The organism is Mameliella sp. AT18 (genome assembly GCF_028807275.1).
Lineage (GTDB): Bacteria > Pseudomonadota > Alphaproteobacteria > Rhodobacterales > Rhodobacteraceae > Antarctobacter > Antarctobacter albus.
Genome location: NZ_JARAMO010000321.1, coordinates 1 through 15389 on the forward strand (window position 1 = coordinate 1; position 15389 = coordinate 15389).

The window sequence follows — 15389 nt, forward strand, 5'->3', positions numbered from 1 at the left end:
CCCGTCCCGGGCTTGCCCCGGGACCTCGCGCCCACAGACATCGCAGAGCAAGGACGTATCATGCAGATCGCCATGACCGATTTCGCGCGCCGCAACTGGCAGCCGCGCGCCAGCGGCACGCTGATCGAGGGTATCTCACCCGAAGAGCTGACCGACCGATGCAACGCCGCCATTGCGGGAGGCGCGGCGCTGGCCGATGGCTATGCCCCTTTCTGCAAACACCTGTTCCTTGAAAACGACACCCCCACCCGTTGCGGCTTTGCCCCCATCACCCCGGAGAACGCCCACCTGCTGCGCAGCGGCTACGCCGCACGCCGTGAGGGCGAAATGGCGGTTCTGGAACGCTGGTTCGAAGGCGAGGCGCCCGTGGCGCGCTGGCTGGACGTGATCCTCTATAGCCACGCGCAACTGGTGGCCGAGGCCGCCGACTACCCAGAGGAACAGGGCGTTCCCGATTGTGACTGGGGCGTGGTCTCTATCATAGGCACTCTGGAACCGGTCGAGCCACCGATGCCACCGATCACGCAATGGCGCAACGCCCTGGGGCGCGCGGCCGGCGGGTCGGGGCAAGAGATTGACCCCGACGCCTATGCCAGGGCCGTTGCCTTTTGGGATCGTCACGCCGCCGTCAGGCCACCCGAAGAGACCTGACGGCCCACGGGCGTCACCGCGTCAGCAGGCTCAGCATCGGCGGAGCATTGCAGGCATCGCCGGGAAAGTCGAACCCCTCGACCCTGATCGCCGGAAAGGGCTCGCCCGGTGCCACCTGGCTTTCAAAGATCAACCGGTTGTCGACGCAGATGTCCTGCGCCGCGTTGCCGATGTTGAAGCCGAACCCGTCCTTGCCGCAGTCATTCCCCTCGCCGTTCATATTCCAGGCCTGCGGCATCCAGATGCCTTCGCCGTCCACAAGGAAACTAGCCGACGCAGGGTCGAAATGCAGCCGCCAGCTGGTTTCCTCGTTCAGCATGGTTAGCGCCCAGCGGCCCACCGGCTCTCCCTCCTTGCTGCCCTCGATCACGAAACAGCTCAGATCCTGCGCAAGGACGAAGGGGCCACTGATGGCGGCGCTGTCATATTGCAGCGCGCCCTTGACCGAGTAGCCGCCACCGCCGGTCCATTCAAAGGCATAGGTCACGGGCTCTGCCAGGGCGGCCCCCGCCAGCCACACAAATCCCAGGACCAGACCTCGCATCATTCGAACGCTCCCTTGTCAGCTGCCGCCACGCTAGCCTCCGCGTCGGGCAGCGCCAAGGGCAGGCAACCGGGATTTTCCCTTTCCCCGGGGACCAATCCGCGCAAGGATGCGGACAAACGCCACAGCTTGATGCCTTTTTCGACATGAGTGATCTGCCCCCACCTCCCCCCTCCGACGCCCCGCCGCCACCGGCCTCGTCCAAGGACGCCACGGACGAGCACCGCTTTCCCTGTGACCAGTGCGGCGCCGATTTCCGGTTCGATCCGGACAGGGGCATGTTGGTCTGCGAACACTGCGGCAACACGTCCGAGGTCGATGTCGCCACCGGCCCCTGGGAGGGTGGCATCCGCGAACTCGATTTCCAAGCCGCGATGAACAATCTCCTGCCCTTGCAGGAAATGGAGGAAACCCGGGTTTCGACCTGCCCGAACTGCGCCGCGCAGGTGGAATTCGATCCCGACGTCCATTCCGCCGAATGCCCGTTTTGCGCCACGCCCGTCGTCACCGACACCGGCACGCACCGGCACATCAAGCCGCGCGGGCTGCTGCCCTTCGCACTGGACGAACGCGCCGCACACGATGCGATGAACGAATGGCTGGGCAAGCTCTGGTTCGCGCCCAACGGCTTGCAGGAATACGCCCGCAAGGGACGCAAGCTGACCGGCATCTACGTCCCCTTCTGGACCTTCGATGCCGACACGAGTTCGGACTATCGCGGCGAGCGCGGAACCGTCTACTACGAGACCCGGCAGGTCATGCGCGACGGCAAGATGGAAACAGAGCGCGTGCAAAAGATCCGCTGGACCCGCGTGTCTGGCCGGGTCAAACGCTTCTTCGACGACGTTCTGGTGCTGGCCTCAAAGGCCCTGCCAAAACGGTACACCGACGCGCTAGAGCCTTGGGATCTCTCGGCGATGGAGCCTTACAGGCCGGAATTCCTGGCCGGTTTCCGGGCCGAAGGCTACCAGGTCGACCTCGACGAAGGTTTCGCCGAGGCCAAGGTCAAGATGGACCAGCAGATTCACCGCGACGTGAAATTCGACATCGGCGGAGACCGCCAGCGCGTGCACAACATCGACACCGAGATGCGCGACATCACCTTCAAGCACGTCCTGCTGCCGGTCTGGATGGCCGCCTACAAGTACCGCGGCCAAAGCTATCGGTTCGTGGTCAACGGCCGGTCGGGCCGGGTGCGCGGCGAACGCCCCTGGTCGGTCTGGAAAATCACCTTTGCCGTGGTGCTGGGCCTGATCGTCGCCGGCGGCATCGGCTACCTGATCGCCGTGAACCAGTAAATCGCAGCGCCTTGCCCCTGGCGAACCGAACTCTTCCACTTTCTACGCCGCTCGGGCTTTGACCAGGGCCGTACTGCGGTATAGTTAGCGCAAACAACAAACAGGGAGAGCGCCCATGATCCTCTGCTGCGGCGAAGCACTGATCGACATGTTGCCCCGCGAGACGGGCACAGGGGAACAGGCCTTTGCGCCCTATGCGGGCGGGGCGGTCTTCAACACGGCCATCGCCCTGGGCCGGCTTGGTGCGCCTTCCGGCTATCTTGGCGGGCTGTCGCAGGATCTCTTCGGCCAGATCCTGGCCGAGGCCCTGGCCGCCTCGCAGGTCGACTACAGCCTCTGCCCCCGCTCGTCCCGGCCGACCACGCTGGCCTTCGTCACCCTCACGAACGGGCAGGCGCAATACGCCTTCTACGACGAGAACACCGCCGGGCGGATGCTGTCGGAGCCAGAATTGCCGGACCTCGGCCTTGGCACAGAGGCGCTCTTCTTCGGCGGCATCAGCCTTGTCTCGGAGCCGCAGGCCAACAGCTACGCCACGCTCTGCGCCGGTGCGGGCGACCGTGTCGTGATGATCGATCCGAACATCCGTCCCGGCTTCATCACCGACGAAACCGCCTATCGCGCGCGCCTGGCGCGGATGCTGTCCCGTGCCGATATCGTCAAGCTGTCGGACGAGGACATGGACTGGCTCGGCACCGACCCCGGCACATTGCTGCGCGAAGGAACCGCGGTGGTGCTGGTCACCCGCGGCGCCGAGGGTGTCGATGTCGTCACCCGCGAGGGCGAGACTCGCGTCCCGGCCCGAAAAGTCGAGGTGGTCGACACTGTGGGCGCCGGCGACACGTTCAACGCAGGTTTCCTTGCCGGCCTGCATCGGGCCGGTCTGCTGACCCGCCCCGCCCTGGCCGCAGCCTGGGGCACCGATCTCGCCAAGGCTGCGGACCTGGGCGTCCGCGCCGCAGCCGTCACCGTCAGCCGCGCGGGCGCCAATCCCCCCTGCGAGGCCGAGCTGTGAGGGCCCTGATCCAGCGCGTCATCTCGGCCCGGGTCGATGTCGGCGGCGCCACCATCGGAGAAATCGGCCAGGGTATGCTTGTGCTGATCTGCGCCATGCAGGGCGATGCCGAGGCAGAAGCCGACAAGCTCGCCGCCAAGATTGCCAAGCTGCGCATCTTCAAGGACGACGAGGGGCGCATGAACCGATCTCTCCTCGACATCGGGGGCGCGGCGCTGGTGGTCAGCCAGTTCACACTTGCTGCCGACACGTCGCGCGGCAACCGTCCCGGCTTTTCCACCGCCGCACCGCCCGCCGAGGGACAAAGGCTCTACGAGTATTTCGCCAGCGCGCTACAGGCGCAGAGCCTGCCCGTTGCCACAGGCCGTTTCGGCGCCGACATGGCTGTGAGCCTCGTCAACGATGGGCCAGTGACCATCTGGATGGATTCGGACGGATAGGTCGCCACGCGGGGGCCAGCCCCCGCACCCCCGGGAGTATTTGAACCAAGAAGAAACACATGGCGCGTCCTTGGGCTTCTTCTTGGCGCAAATACCCGAAAGACTCCGAGCCCAGAGCCGAAGGCGGCGGGCGAGAGACAAAGCGCCGCCGCAGGCGGCCCATTCGGATCACGGTTCGCGGAAGGCTTCGCGCGACTTGTAGAGCGGTTTCAGCAGGTATTGCAGGACGGTTTTCTGCCCCGTGTGCAGCTCGGCCTGCGCCTGCATGCCGGGGCGAATTTCCATCGCCACCTGGCGGTCGGTCAGGGCCGACATGTCCACCCGTACCGTGACCTTGTAATGCGGCTCCGATTCGGGGCGGCGCTCGTCCTTGAAGGTATCGGCCGAGATCACCGAAACGCGGCCCTTCAGCGTGCCGTAGATCGTGTAGTCATAGGCGGTCAGCTTGATCGTCGCCTCCTGCCCCGGCCGGATGCCCGCGATGTCCTGCGGACGCACCTTGGCCTCGACGTACAGGTCTTCGTCGACGGGGATGATCTGCATGATCTCCTCGCCCGGGCGCACGACGCCGCCGATGGTCGTGACCGACAGCTTATTGACGATACCATGCATGGGCGAGGTCAATACCGTCCGGTCCAACTGGTCCTTCGAGGCCTTGAGGTTCTGCTGCAGTGTCGCCAGTTCCTTGAGCGTTTCCGAGTATTCCTCGGCCCGGACGAGTTCCGTCTGGGTGACGATCTCGTCATAGGATTTCTGCGCGTCCGCGTGCGCCTTGCGGGCCCGGGTCACCTCGATCAGGGCGACCACCTTCTTGTCCAGCAGGTCCTCCATCAGCTTCAGCTCCGAGGCCGCCTGTTCCAGCACCCTGTCCGCGCCCTGCCGTCGTTTGAAGTAGTCCGATTGCCGCGCAGCCAGCAGCGCCTGTTCCGAAGCGACCATCTGCGGTGACCGCTGCGCCAGGTCGCGCGGCACCTCGACAACCGAGGCCCCCTGCAGTTCGGCCTCCAGCCGCAGGCGGCGGATTTCCAGCGCGGTGATCTGGTCCTGCAGGTCATCGACCGAGGATCTGAATTGTGTTCCATGCAGCCGCGCCAGCACATCGCCACGCAGCACCTCGTCGCCTTCCTTGACCATCAGTTCGGACAGGATACCGCCTTCGAGGTTCTGGATGATCTGCGGGCGCGAAGACGAGATGATCTCGCCATCGCCGCGGACGATTTCGTCCAGCCAGGCAAAGTTGGCCCAGATGATGAAGGCCCAGACCGACCCGGCGCAAAGCCAGATCGTCAGCGATGGCCCCTTGATGTCCTTCGACAGCTGCGCGGAAAGATTGGTTGCCGTGGTCGCCATTTACGCGCTCCCCGTCTGGACGGTGCGCAGGTGATCCAGCACCTGGTCGCGCGGCCCGTCGATCGCCATGCGGCCGTTCGCCAGGATCAGCGTGCGCGAGGCGAGGCTGAGGATCGGCACGCGATGCGTCGCGATTACCGCCGTGCGCCCCTCCAGCCAGGACTCCAGCCGCGAGATCAGCGTTTTTTCCAGCGTCTGGTCCAACGCGGCCGTGGGTTCGTCCAGCAGGCAGACATCCGGGTCCTGAAGCCAGAGCCGCGCCCAGCCGATGGATTGACGCTGCCCCACCGACAGGCCCTCGCCGCCGTCACGAATGTCGAGGTCCAGCCCCTTGGGATGCGATTTCACGAACTGTCCCAGCCCGGCAAAATCCAGCGCCTCCAGCAGGCGGTCGTCGTCGCGTTCCAGCAGGCTGAGGTTGAGGTTGTCACGCAGCGTGCCGTGAAACAGCCGGACCTCCTGGCCCAGATAACCGATGGACCGACGCAGGTCGCGCGGCTCGATCTGGGCCATTTCCGTGCCATCGATCAGGATCTTGCCGCTGGCGGGCGCGTAGAGACCAGACAACAGCTTGAGCAGTGTCGACTTGCCGGACCCGTTGGCCCCCAGCACCGCGATCGTCTGGCCCGGCTGGATCGTCAGCTTGTCCAGGTCCAGTACAGCGGCGCCTTCGGGATCGTAGCGATAGCTGGCCTCGCGCAGTTCGTACTGTCCTTGCAGGCGTTCGCGGCGCAGGTAATGGCGCGCCTCGGCACGGTCCTGGGGAACATTGGCGATGCCGTCCAGCCCGTCGAGCGCCGCCTTGACGTTGCCCCAGCGGGCCAGGATGCCCGCAAGCTGCGTCAGCGGCGCCAGCGTTCGCGACGACAGGATGCCCACCGCGATGATCGAGCCGACGGTGAATTCCCCGGCAAAGACGAGATAGGTTCCGGTGATGACCGCTCCGACATAGGTGGCCTGTTGCAGCCCCTGGCTCCAGAAGGTCAGCGTGGCGGCCAGACGGCGTTGATCCGAGGATTTCAGCGCCTGAACGGCGGTCAGTTCCTCCCAGACGCGGGCAAAGCGATCCTCGGCACGCTGGGTCTTGATCGTGTCCAGTTCGACCACCGCCTCTTGTAGCAGGCGCGATTGCCGGGCACTGGCGCCCTGCATTTCCTGTGTCAGACGGATCATGCGTTTCTGAAGGAAGAAACCGGGGATGACCATCAACAGGCCGCCCGCGATCAGGACCCAGACGACGCTGCCCGCGATGGACCAGACAAGCAGGAGAAAGACGAAGATGAAGGGGATGTCCGCCAGCGCCCCCACGGTCGAGGCGGTAAAGAACTCACGCACCGAGCCGAATTCGCGCACGGCGGCAAACAGCTGCGAGGGCGAGCGCCCCGGCAGGTCCGACCGCATCCCCAGCAGGCGGTTCATCAACAGGCCCTGAACGCCCATCTCGATCTGGCGCCCCGCCCCGTCGAGGAGTTGCGAGCGAGAGACCTTGAGCAGGGCCTCCAGCAGCAAAGCGATCACGGCGCCCGCGGCCAGCACCCAGAGCGTCGCCTCGGACTGGTGCGGGATCACCCGATCATAGACCTGCAACGAGAACAGGGCGACCGAAACCGCGAGGATATTCGCCACGAAGGACCCCAGCGCGACCTCGGCGAAATGCTTGCGAAAGCGCGCGAACTGGCCCCAGAACCAATGCGCCTGCCGTTCGGTCGCGGCATGGACCTCGGACAGGGCCTGCACCGGCGCCTCGGCCTGCAGGAGTTGCCCGGCAAAGACCGAGCCGAATTCGCCCAGCGATACCTCGGACCGGCGCGAGGCGGCGGTTTCGTCGTAGATGGTGAGGCTGTGCCCCTCTTGCGAGAGCACCAGCACCGCCTGGCCATTGGTCATCAGCGCCAGCGCGGGCCACAGTCCGGGCACAAGGCTGTCCGGCGTTTCGACATGGGCGACCAGCCCGGCGGCCTGCAGGCCCGCCAGCAGCGCCCCGGCATCATAGCTGTCGCCCGATCCGGCACGGGGCGACAGGGCTTCGAGAATGTCCGAGAGCCTGGGCTCGACCCCAAGCCGCCCGGCCAGCACGCGGATCAGCGTGGCACGGGCGCGGGCGCGGTCGGTATGACGAGGGGCGCGGCGGGCGGCGTTGGCGGCGGCCCCGGCGGGCACGGCGCGCAACATCGCCTTGCCTGCCTTCCCCGCCATCTCGAACATGCCCTTGCTCACATCTGCGCCCCTTCGGCCAGGGCCCCGCGCAGGCGGGCCAGTTCCAGTTCGGCGCGCGCGGCCTTGTATTTCAGCTCTATGGCCGTCTCCAGCGCGGCAGCATAGGTCTCGTAGACGCCGACCACGTCCATGACCTGCCTCTGGCCGCCGTCGTACTGGCGCTGGAACAGGTCGAGGTTCTGCTTGGCCTGCCGGGTCAGCAGCTCTGCCTCCTTGGCCTGGCGCGTATAGGCGGCCAGTTGGCTGGACTGGCTGCGGATGGCGCGGTCCGCGGTTTCGCGGGCGTCACCGATCCGGCGCTCGGCGGCCTCCTTGCTGGCTTCGATGGCCCGCAGGTCCGACACGGTGCCCAGCGAAAACAGCGAATCCGACCCGATGTCGAGACTGCCCAGCCGCCCGCTGTCACCAACCGAGCCGCTGGCCACGAGACTGGGCAGATGGCTTGCGCGGGCGATTTTCGCCTTGGCCACGGCGATGTCACGTTCGACCTGCGCCCTGAGCACGCCCAGCGCTGCCCCGCCCGAGGCATCGCGCAGCCCACCAAGACCTCGCACCTCTGTCAGCGGGCGCCCCGCCATCGCGTCGAGTTCTTCCAGCGCGGTGCGCGCGGTTTCCAGCGCCTCGCCCCTCCGGGCGCGGATGCTGGCAAGCTTCTGTCGCAGGATATTGAGGTCGGACATGTCCGAGACACCGCCCCGCACCCTTTCATTCATGATCCACTCGAAATGGGTCATATCCTTGAGCGCCAGTTCCAGGTGCGCGGCCAGTTCGCGGTTTTCCTCGGCCCGGATATAGAGTTTCAGCGCGTCGTCCACGCGGTCGTTGCCATCCTCGACCAGCTTGACGGCGGCCAGTTCCACATGCGCCTTGGCCAGGTCCCGCTCCGCCTTTTTGCGGCCATTGTCGAAGAGCACCTGGTTGATGACCAGGTCGGCCACAAAATCGCCCAGCGAGTTCAACGAAATGCGCGGCCCAATGGCCGGCAGCCAGTTGAATTTGGCCGCATCGGCCCGCAGCTGCGCCACATGCAGTTCCGCAGCCGCCACCCGGTTGTCCGAGGCGATGACCGCGTTTGCGACGCTGGCATAGGGCGTGCCCGGTTCAACCACCGTGACACGCAGAGACAGGGCATGGATGACAGGGGCGGCCTGGGCGGGATCAGGGCGCGGCGCATTGGCCGCGCGCGCAACGATTTCCTCCGCTGGCGGATTGGAGCCACCTGCGAAACGGGACACCACGCCCATGTCCTTCATGCAGCCCGAGAGCGCGACCGCCACCACGATCATGCCCAGGCCGTGCCTGCCTATCCTCATGTGTGCCCCCGTCTCGGCGCGATTATGGTTATGAAGCGGGATCCGCGGCCCGGTTCTCTGCCGGGCCTGCGGACGGTCTTGATCGGGTCAGGTGACGCCGTGGATCTGGGTGATGTCATCCTCGATCAGCAGGGTCGCGTCGCCAAGGCTGAAGACGTTGAACCCGTTGCCGTCGTTGCCCTCGGCGGTGGCTCCGGTGATTGTCACGCTGTCGTCAGATCCACCCCGAATGGTGACCGTGTCGCTGTTCTCCGACAGCGCCTTGATCTGTGCCTCGGTGATGGTGAGGTTGCTGTCCTCGGCGAAGTGCAGGTCGATGGTGTCGATCTGGAAGTCGGACAGGGCCTCTGCGATGTCGTCGGACATCAGCACCGTGTTGGTCAGGGGATCGTCGGTGACAAGGTAGGACCCGGAGGTGTTGCCCGCCGCATCCGTCGAGGCCAGCACCAGGTGCGTGCCATCCGCCACCGACCCGTCGAGGTCGATGTAGGTCTGGCCGATCGCCTCGATATCCGTGCTGGCATCGATGGAAACCGCCGTCACATCCGGCGTTCCCGACGGATCGCTCAGCTGGCCAAGGAAAACATCGTCCTCGGTGATCTCGGTCCGGATCAGGTCCACCCCGGATCCGTCGCGGCCATAGCCGGTCCAGTTCAGAGTGCCGGGTGCATCGGTATCCACGCTCAGCGTTTCCGTCATGGCGCGGGTGTTGCCCGCGGCGTCCACGGCCTCGATCAGGACCGGGGCCGACAGCGTGCCTGTGGGAATGGCCGAGGACGGTATGTCCACCGACCAATTGCCCGAGGCATCGACCGTGGCCACATGCACCATGCCGCCCACGGTGACCGAGACGCTCGACCCCTGCTCGACCACGCCGGTCAGGGTGACGCCCTGACGGGCCTCTGCCGCGTTGATGACGCCATCCGGCGTGACCGGGTCCGAGGACATGGCCAGCAGGTTGACCTCCGTGTCGATGTCGAAAGCGACCGAGGTCGTTGCCGTGTTGCCCGCCGCATCCGTGGTGTCGATCACCGCAGAGGTGGCCTTTTCTCCGGCGGGAATGTCCCCGGCCTGAAATCCGACGCTCCAGTTGCCGGAGGCATCGACCGTGGCGTCACGGGTGACCCCTTCGAAGGTGACGGAGACGGTGCCGCCCGGCTCTGTCGTGCCGGTCAGGACAAAGCCGTCGCTGGCCTCGTCGGCGTTGATTACATTGTCGCCCTCGACCGGCGCACCGGAGGCGGCAAAGTTCAGCACCTCGGTGTCAACCTGGACGCTGTCGGTACGGGTCAGGGTGTTGCCCGCGCTGTCGGTGATGGTGGCGGAAATATCGGCGGTATAGGTGCCCGGTGCGATTTCTCCGGGGGCGAAGTCCAGCGACCAGTTGCCCGAGGGATCGGTCTGCACCGCGTGCGTCACGCCGTTCAGCGTCACGTTCACCACCTGGCCCGGGTCCGAGGTGCCCTTGATCGTCACCCCGTCCGAGGCCTCGACCAGGTTCACCACATCGTCCCCCTCGACCGGGTCGGGGCTGATGGTCAGCGTGCCCGCATCGGTGTCGATGGTGACGGGCTGGGTGATGGTCTCGGTATTGCCGGCCGGATCGGTCGAGACTGCCGTCAGCGTGACGGTCTGCTCGCCGCTGGGCAGCTGCGCGGGGTCAAAGCTGGCGGTCCAGTTGCCGCCCGCGTCCACCGAGGCCTGCACGGTGTGGCCGTTCAGCGTGATGCGCACGCTGCCGCCCGGTTCCGTCGTGCCCGTCAGGACAAGGCCCTGCGCCGCCTCGTCGGCGTTGATGACCGCATCCACCCCGCCCGGGGTGGATGTGATGGCAAAGTCGCGCACGAGTGTATCGACGTCGATGCTGCCATTCGCGGTGGCAGTGTTGCCCGCCGGATCGGTCGAGGTCGCGGTGACGTCCAGCGTGCGTTCGCCTGCCGGGATCTCGGCCGCGGCGAAATCGGCGGTCCAGCTGCCATCGGCCGCCACGGTGGCTTGGTGTGTCATCGCACCCAGCGTCACCATGACGGTGCTGCCAGGTTCGGCGGTGCCGGTCAGGGTCACACCATCGCTGCGCTCGGCGGCGTTCACCACGCCGTCACCCTCGACGCCGCTGGTCATGACCGCGACATTGGTTGTCGTGTCGATGGCGATGGTGCCGGTGGCCGTAACCACATTGCCCGCCCCGTCGATGGAGGTCGCCAGAACGTCAAGCGAGGTCTGGCCTTCGGGGATCTCTGCCGCCGGCAGGACCACGGACCAGGTGCCGTCGAAGTTGATCGTCGCGTCATAGGCTGTGCCATTCACCGTGACGGTGACGGAGGAGCCCGCGCCCGTTGCTTCGGTGTAACCGGTCAACAGCACACCATCGGCACGCTCGGCGGCATTCACCACCCCGTCGCCTTCGACGGAAGCCGTGTAAACCTCGACATGGTTGGTCACGTCGATCTCGAACCCGCCCGAGGCGAAGGCCATGTTGCCCGCCGGGTCGGTCGAGGTGACGGTGGCCAGGACCGCGATGCTGTCGGCCTGCCCCGCATTTGTCGGCAGGACGCTGGCCGGAAAGGGCATGGACCAAGTGCCATCGGCGCCGACGACGGCGGTGGCCGTCTCGCCATACAGTTCCAATGTGACCGTCGCGCCCGGCTCGCCCGTGCCGGTAAAGGCGATCATGCCCGCGTGTTCGGTGCTGTTGACGATACCGTCCACCGCGATGCTCGAAGTGTCGAGCGTCAGCGCCAGTTCGGTGTCGATATCGACGCTGCCGGTCGCGGTCATGGTATTGCCGGCCAGGTCCGTGGCCGTGGCGCTGATCTCAAGCGCCATCGTGCCGCGCGGCAGGCTGACAGAGGGGATGTCAACCGACCAGCCACCGGTTGCGGTGGCCGTGGTCGTATAGCTTTCGCCATTGGTCGAGACGACAACCGTGGCGCCCGGCTCTGCCGTGCCTGTCACGGCGACACCTGCGTCGGCCTCGCCCGCGTTGATGACCCCATCCCCACCGACTATTGCCGTGTTCACGGTGACGGCGGTCTCGGTGTCCACGTCGAAATCATGGCTCGTCGTGACGACATTGCCCGCCGGGTCGGTCGAGACGATCTGCGCCGTGGCGGAATAGGTGCCTGTGGCCAGGTCTCCCTGGGCGAATGTCACGCTCCAGTTGCCATCGGCATCGGCGGTTGCGCTGTGGGTCACGCCATCGACGGTCACGGTGACGGTCGATCCCGCGTCGGTCGTGCCGGTGAAGGTCACGCCTGCGGCGACCTCTCCCCCGGAAATCACGTTGTCGCCAGTCAATGGCAGGTTGGTCAGCTTGATGGTGTTTTCGGTATCCACCTGCACCACGTCGTAGACCGTGGTGCTGTTGCCAAAATCATCGGTGGCAACAAGGGTGATGTCCTTGCCGTAGGTGCCCGGAGGGAAGACCGCCGAGGAGAAGTCGAAGAACCAGTTGCCGTTCTCGTCGACAACCGTGGTCTGCGTGGTGTCGTCCACTGTGATCGTGATGGTCGAGCCCGGCTCGCCCTCGCCGGTCACGGTGACACCGTCCTGATGGTCGTCGTCGTTGACGAGGTCGCCGGTGGAGACGGTGCCGTCGGTCACGTCGACCGGCGGCGGCGTGGTGTCGATCACGAAAGAGGGACCATCGAGGTAAGTCACGGTCCCGTCCGGGTCCGTGACCTTGACGGGAATGTCCGCATAGCTGCCATCGGGTGGGAAATTGTCGCCTTCGAAGACGATCTTCCAGATGCCGTCCTCATCGGCCTCGCCGGTGACGGTGATCCCGCCGATGGTGATCTCGATGATCGAACCTGGGTTGGCCGTGCCGGTGATGGTGAGACTGGGCGTATCGCCGCCGTCGATTGTATAATCCGCGTCCGGGTCATCCACGGTGGGCGGGGTCCAGCCAAGCCCCCCGCCGCCACCGCCGCCGCCACTGTCGCCGTCTCCGCCACCCAGCAGCGCGGCACCGCCCAGCGCGGCCGCGCCCAGGCCTGCGGCGCCGAGGCCACCCATGCCGATCAGGCCAGCGGCCAGCATGCTGACCTCGTTACCCTCGTCCACGGGGACCGGCGCCTCTGCAACAACGGTCGGTTCGTCGATAAAGATGAGCGCGTCTGTCGGGCTCCACTTGCCCCATTCCTCGGTCGGGCCGTACTGGGCAAAAAGCGCCCCGCCCTCGGCCTCGACGAAAGTGACTTCGTTCAAGGTCCCGTAGGCACTCAGATACAGCTTGCCGCCCGCGTCACCGCCGTCGAAGTAATTTTCGAGCACGATCACGCGGCCATCGGCCAGGGTGATCAGCAGGTCATTCGCGGTCCGATCGTAGCCGCGCACATCCGATTGACTGATGTTGAGGGAAATTTCCTGGCCGCCGGTTGCGTCGATCAGGTATCCTTGACCATCGCTGTTGACTTCACCACGTTCCAAAATGCCCGCACGGGTACGGGTCACGAATTTAATCGCGTTCATAATCACACCGCTCTACCTCTGTGCCCGCCTGATTTTTTGTATGGCGGGCTTGTTATTTCTCATCGCGAAATAACCTAATTTTATCGCTTTCGCTACAGAGAATTTCCCGATTTGCCCGATATGAGGGGGAAACTGCGGCGCCATGCGCCATATCTGCCATGAGCTGTGACAAAAATGTGGCGCCCACCAACAGGGTGCGATTGCGCTTGTCCATCCCTCCTTCCCGGCCGGAAACGGGGTGGACCGGGCGGCGCGCATCTAGGATGGTGCCGACGGCCAGCAAGGAAAGGATGCCCGGTTCTCCACCCTCGGCCAAGGTGGACCCGGCTGCGATACGAGCCAGATGACGCAAGACTTCGATCCCGCACAGACCGATGGCCGCGCTTTCCGCGATGCCCTGGGCCGTTTCGGCACCGGGGTGACGGTGATCACCTGCGCCACGACGACCGGACCGCTTGGCATCACCGCCAACAGCTTTTCCTCGGTTTCCCTGGATCCGCCGCTGGTGCTCTGGGCTCCGGCAAAATCCTCGTCGCGTTACCCGTTCTTCATGGCGGCAGATCGGTTCGCGATACATGTCATGGGCGCCGACCAATTCGATCTCTGCCGCGCATTCGCCCGCGACGGCGATGCCTTCGACGCCTTCGACTGGCGCCGGAGCGCGTCAGGTGTCCCCCTGATCGAGGGCTGCCTGGCACGTTTCGAGTGCCGTCAGGTGGCAGCGCATGACGGCGGCGACCACTCGATCCTGCTGGGCCATGTGGAACGGGTCAGCTCCCGCGAAGGTGCTCCGCTCTTGTTTCAGGGCGGGCGCTACGGCAGCTTTTCCGCCGACTGATCGCCCGGAACGCCGCAAGAAACCGCATTGGCGGGAAAATTCGGCGTCACGGCCCGGATCGGGAACGATTTCCGCTACGGAAACCCCTTGTTTCCCCTAGCGAAAGCGGGATCTGGAAATTTCTGTCTTTTCCAAAGCTTGCCAAGTGGCCCCGGATTGCTCACAGTTTTGTTATCCGCTGACGCACTCGGCATTTCAAAAGACAGGTTCGTCATGATCCTCAGATTTTATCGCTCTTTCCCCGGCTTTTGGGCCCCTGCCCTGTTGATCACCCTGGCCACCTTGATGCCCACGCACTCGCGGGCAGATGCGATCCTGGCGCAGGACTTTCTGGATTTCGACGCCCAGGAGGCCCAGCTTGGCCGCCTGCTGTTCTATGACAAGATCCTGTCCGGCAACCAGAACATCAGCTGCGCGACCTGCCATCACCACAGCCTGCACGGCGCCGACGGCATCAGCCTGGGCATCGGCGAAGGCGGCACCGGGCTGGGGCCCGACCGGACCCCGGGCGAGGGCACCCACCGGATCGCCGAACGGGTGCCCCGAAACGCGCCCGCGCTTTGGAACCTCGGACATAGCGAGGTGCGCGAGATGTTCCATGACGGCCGGGTCGAACGGATCGGCGCAGGCTATGTCGCCTTCAAGACACCGGCCAAGGAATACACGCCCGCCGGGCTGAACTCTCTACTGGCGGCACAGGCCCTGTTCCCGATCAGCTCTCCGACAGAAATGGCCGGGCACCCGGACGAAAACCCGGTCAGCGCCGCCTTTGCCGAACGCATCGACCTGGGTTGGGCCATGCTGGCCGACCGTGTGCGCGAGATTCCTGAATACCAGCGCCTGTTCAAGGCAACCTATCCCGATGTGCACGATCCCGACGACATCACCATCGTCGAGATCGTGAATGCCATCGCCGCCTTCATCGGGACCGAATGGCAAAGCCATGACAGCCCCTACGACAAGTGGCTGACCGAGGGCACGCCGCTTTCACCCGAGGCAGAGCGTGGGCGGCAGCTCTTTTTCGGGGACGCGGGCTGTTCCGGCTGCCACAACGGGCCACGCTTTACCGATCAGAATTTCTACGCCGTGGGCATCCCGCAGTTCGGGCCGGGCAGGCCCTTTGGCGAAGACACCATGCCGCATGACCTGGGACGGATGGAAACCACCCGCAACCCAGAGGACGCCTACAAGTTCCGCACGCCCTCGCTGCGCAACGTGGCCCTGACCGCGCCCTATGGGCACAACGGCGC

At 65.5% G+C, this 15389-nt stretch carries 11 protein-coding genes; 6 read left to right on the forward strand and 5 right to left on the reverse strand.

All coding sequences use genetic code 11. The features are described 5' to 3' along the window. Positions 1-651, forward strand: a 651-nt coding sequence (locus tag PVW46_RS27470) for a DUF3228 family protein (protein WP_274578271.1), incomplete at its 5' end; no start/stop codon positions are given. A gap of 13 nt (positions 652-664) precedes the next feature. On the opposite strand, the gene PVW46_RS27475 is transcribed toward PVW46_RS27470, so the two are convergent. Next, positions 665-1198: a hypothetical protein gene (locus tag PVW46_RS27475; protein WP_088714748.1), complete on the reverse strand. Its 534-nt coding sequence runs from the start codon at positions 1196-1198 to the stop codon at positions 665-667. Between the two features lie 143 nt (positions 1199-1341). Here PVW46_RS27475 and PVW46_RS27480 point away from each other — a divergent pair, with 143 nt between their 5' ends. The 3 genes from PVW46_RS27480 (at position 1342) to dtd (ending at position 3948) form a co-directional block, all read left to right on the forward strand. Continuing rightward, positions 1342-2493 (forward strand): TFIIB-type zinc finger domain-containing protein, encoded by a 1152-nt coding sequence (locus PVW46_RS27480; RefSeq protein WP_223306193.1) that lies wholly within the window; start codon positions 1342-1344, stop codon positions 2491-2493. A 115-nt stretch (positions 2494-2608) separates the two neighbouring features. Continuing rightward, the gene (locus tag PVW46_RS27485) at positions 2609-3508 is read left to right on the forward strand and encodes a carbohydrate kinase family protein (RefSeq protein ID WP_069209490.1); all 900 of its coding nucleotides are present in this window, start codon (positions 2609-2611) and stop codon (positions 3506-3508) included. Continuing rightward, the gene (gene dtd, locus PVW46_RS27490; RefSeq protein ID WP_069209491.1) at positions 3505-3948 is read left to right on the forward strand and encodes a D-aminoacyl-tRNA deacylase; all 444 of its coding nucleotides are present in this window, start codon (positions 3505-3507) and stop codon (positions 3946-3948) included. The genes PVW46_RS27485 and dtd overlap by 4 nt, the downstream gene beginning before the upstream one ends. A 168-nt stretch (positions 3949-4116) precedes the next feature. Here the strand turns inward: dtd and PVW46_RS27495 are convergent, their stop codons facing one another. The 4 genes from PVW46_RS27495 to PVW46_RS27510 form a co-directional block, all read right to left on the reverse strand. Further along, positions 4117-5298 carry an HlyD family type I secretion periplasmic adaptor subunit gene (locus PVW46_RS27495; RefSeq protein WP_069209492.1) on the reverse strand — a complete coding sequence of 394 codons (1182 nt, stop codon included), beginning with the start codon at positions 5296-5298 and terminating at the stop codon, positions 4117-4119. Then, on the reverse strand, positions 5299-7494 hold the full coding sequence (locus tag PVW46_RS27500) for an ATP-binding cassette domain-containing protein (protein WP_069209542.1): 2196 nt from the start codon (positions 7492-7494) through the stop codon (positions 5299-5301). It abuts the gene before it with no gap. A 17-nt stretch (positions 7495-7511) separates the two neighbouring features. Beyond that, positions 7512-8828: a TolC family protein gene (locus PVW46_RS27505; protein ID WP_274578272.1), complete on the reverse strand. Its 1317-nt coding sequence runs from the start codon at positions 8826-8828 to the stop codon at positions 7512-7514. A gap of 87 nt (positions 8829-8915) precedes the next feature. Beyond that, positions 8916-13283: an Ig-like domain-containing protein gene (locus PVW46_RS27510; protein WP_274578273.1), complete on the reverse strand. Its 4368-nt coding sequence runs from the start codon at positions 13281-13283 to the stop codon at positions 8916-8918. Between the two features lie 361 nt (positions 13284-13644). On the opposite strand from PVW46_RS27510, the gene PVW46_RS27515 reads away from it, so the two are divergent. Together PVW46_RS27515 and PVW46_RS27520 are read left to right on the forward strand one after the other, a co-directional pair. Continuing rightward, positions 13645-14139 (forward strand): flavin reductase family protein, encoded by a 495-nt coding sequence (locus PVW46_RS27515; protein WP_043140998.1) that lies wholly within the window; start codon positions 13645-13647, stop codon positions 14137-14139. A gap of 213 nt (positions 14140-14352) precedes the next feature. Then, positions 14353-15389 (forward strand): cytochrome-c peroxidase (locus tag PVW46_RS27520; protein ID WP_274578274.1); only part of this gene is annotated, 1037 nt, incomplete at its 3' end.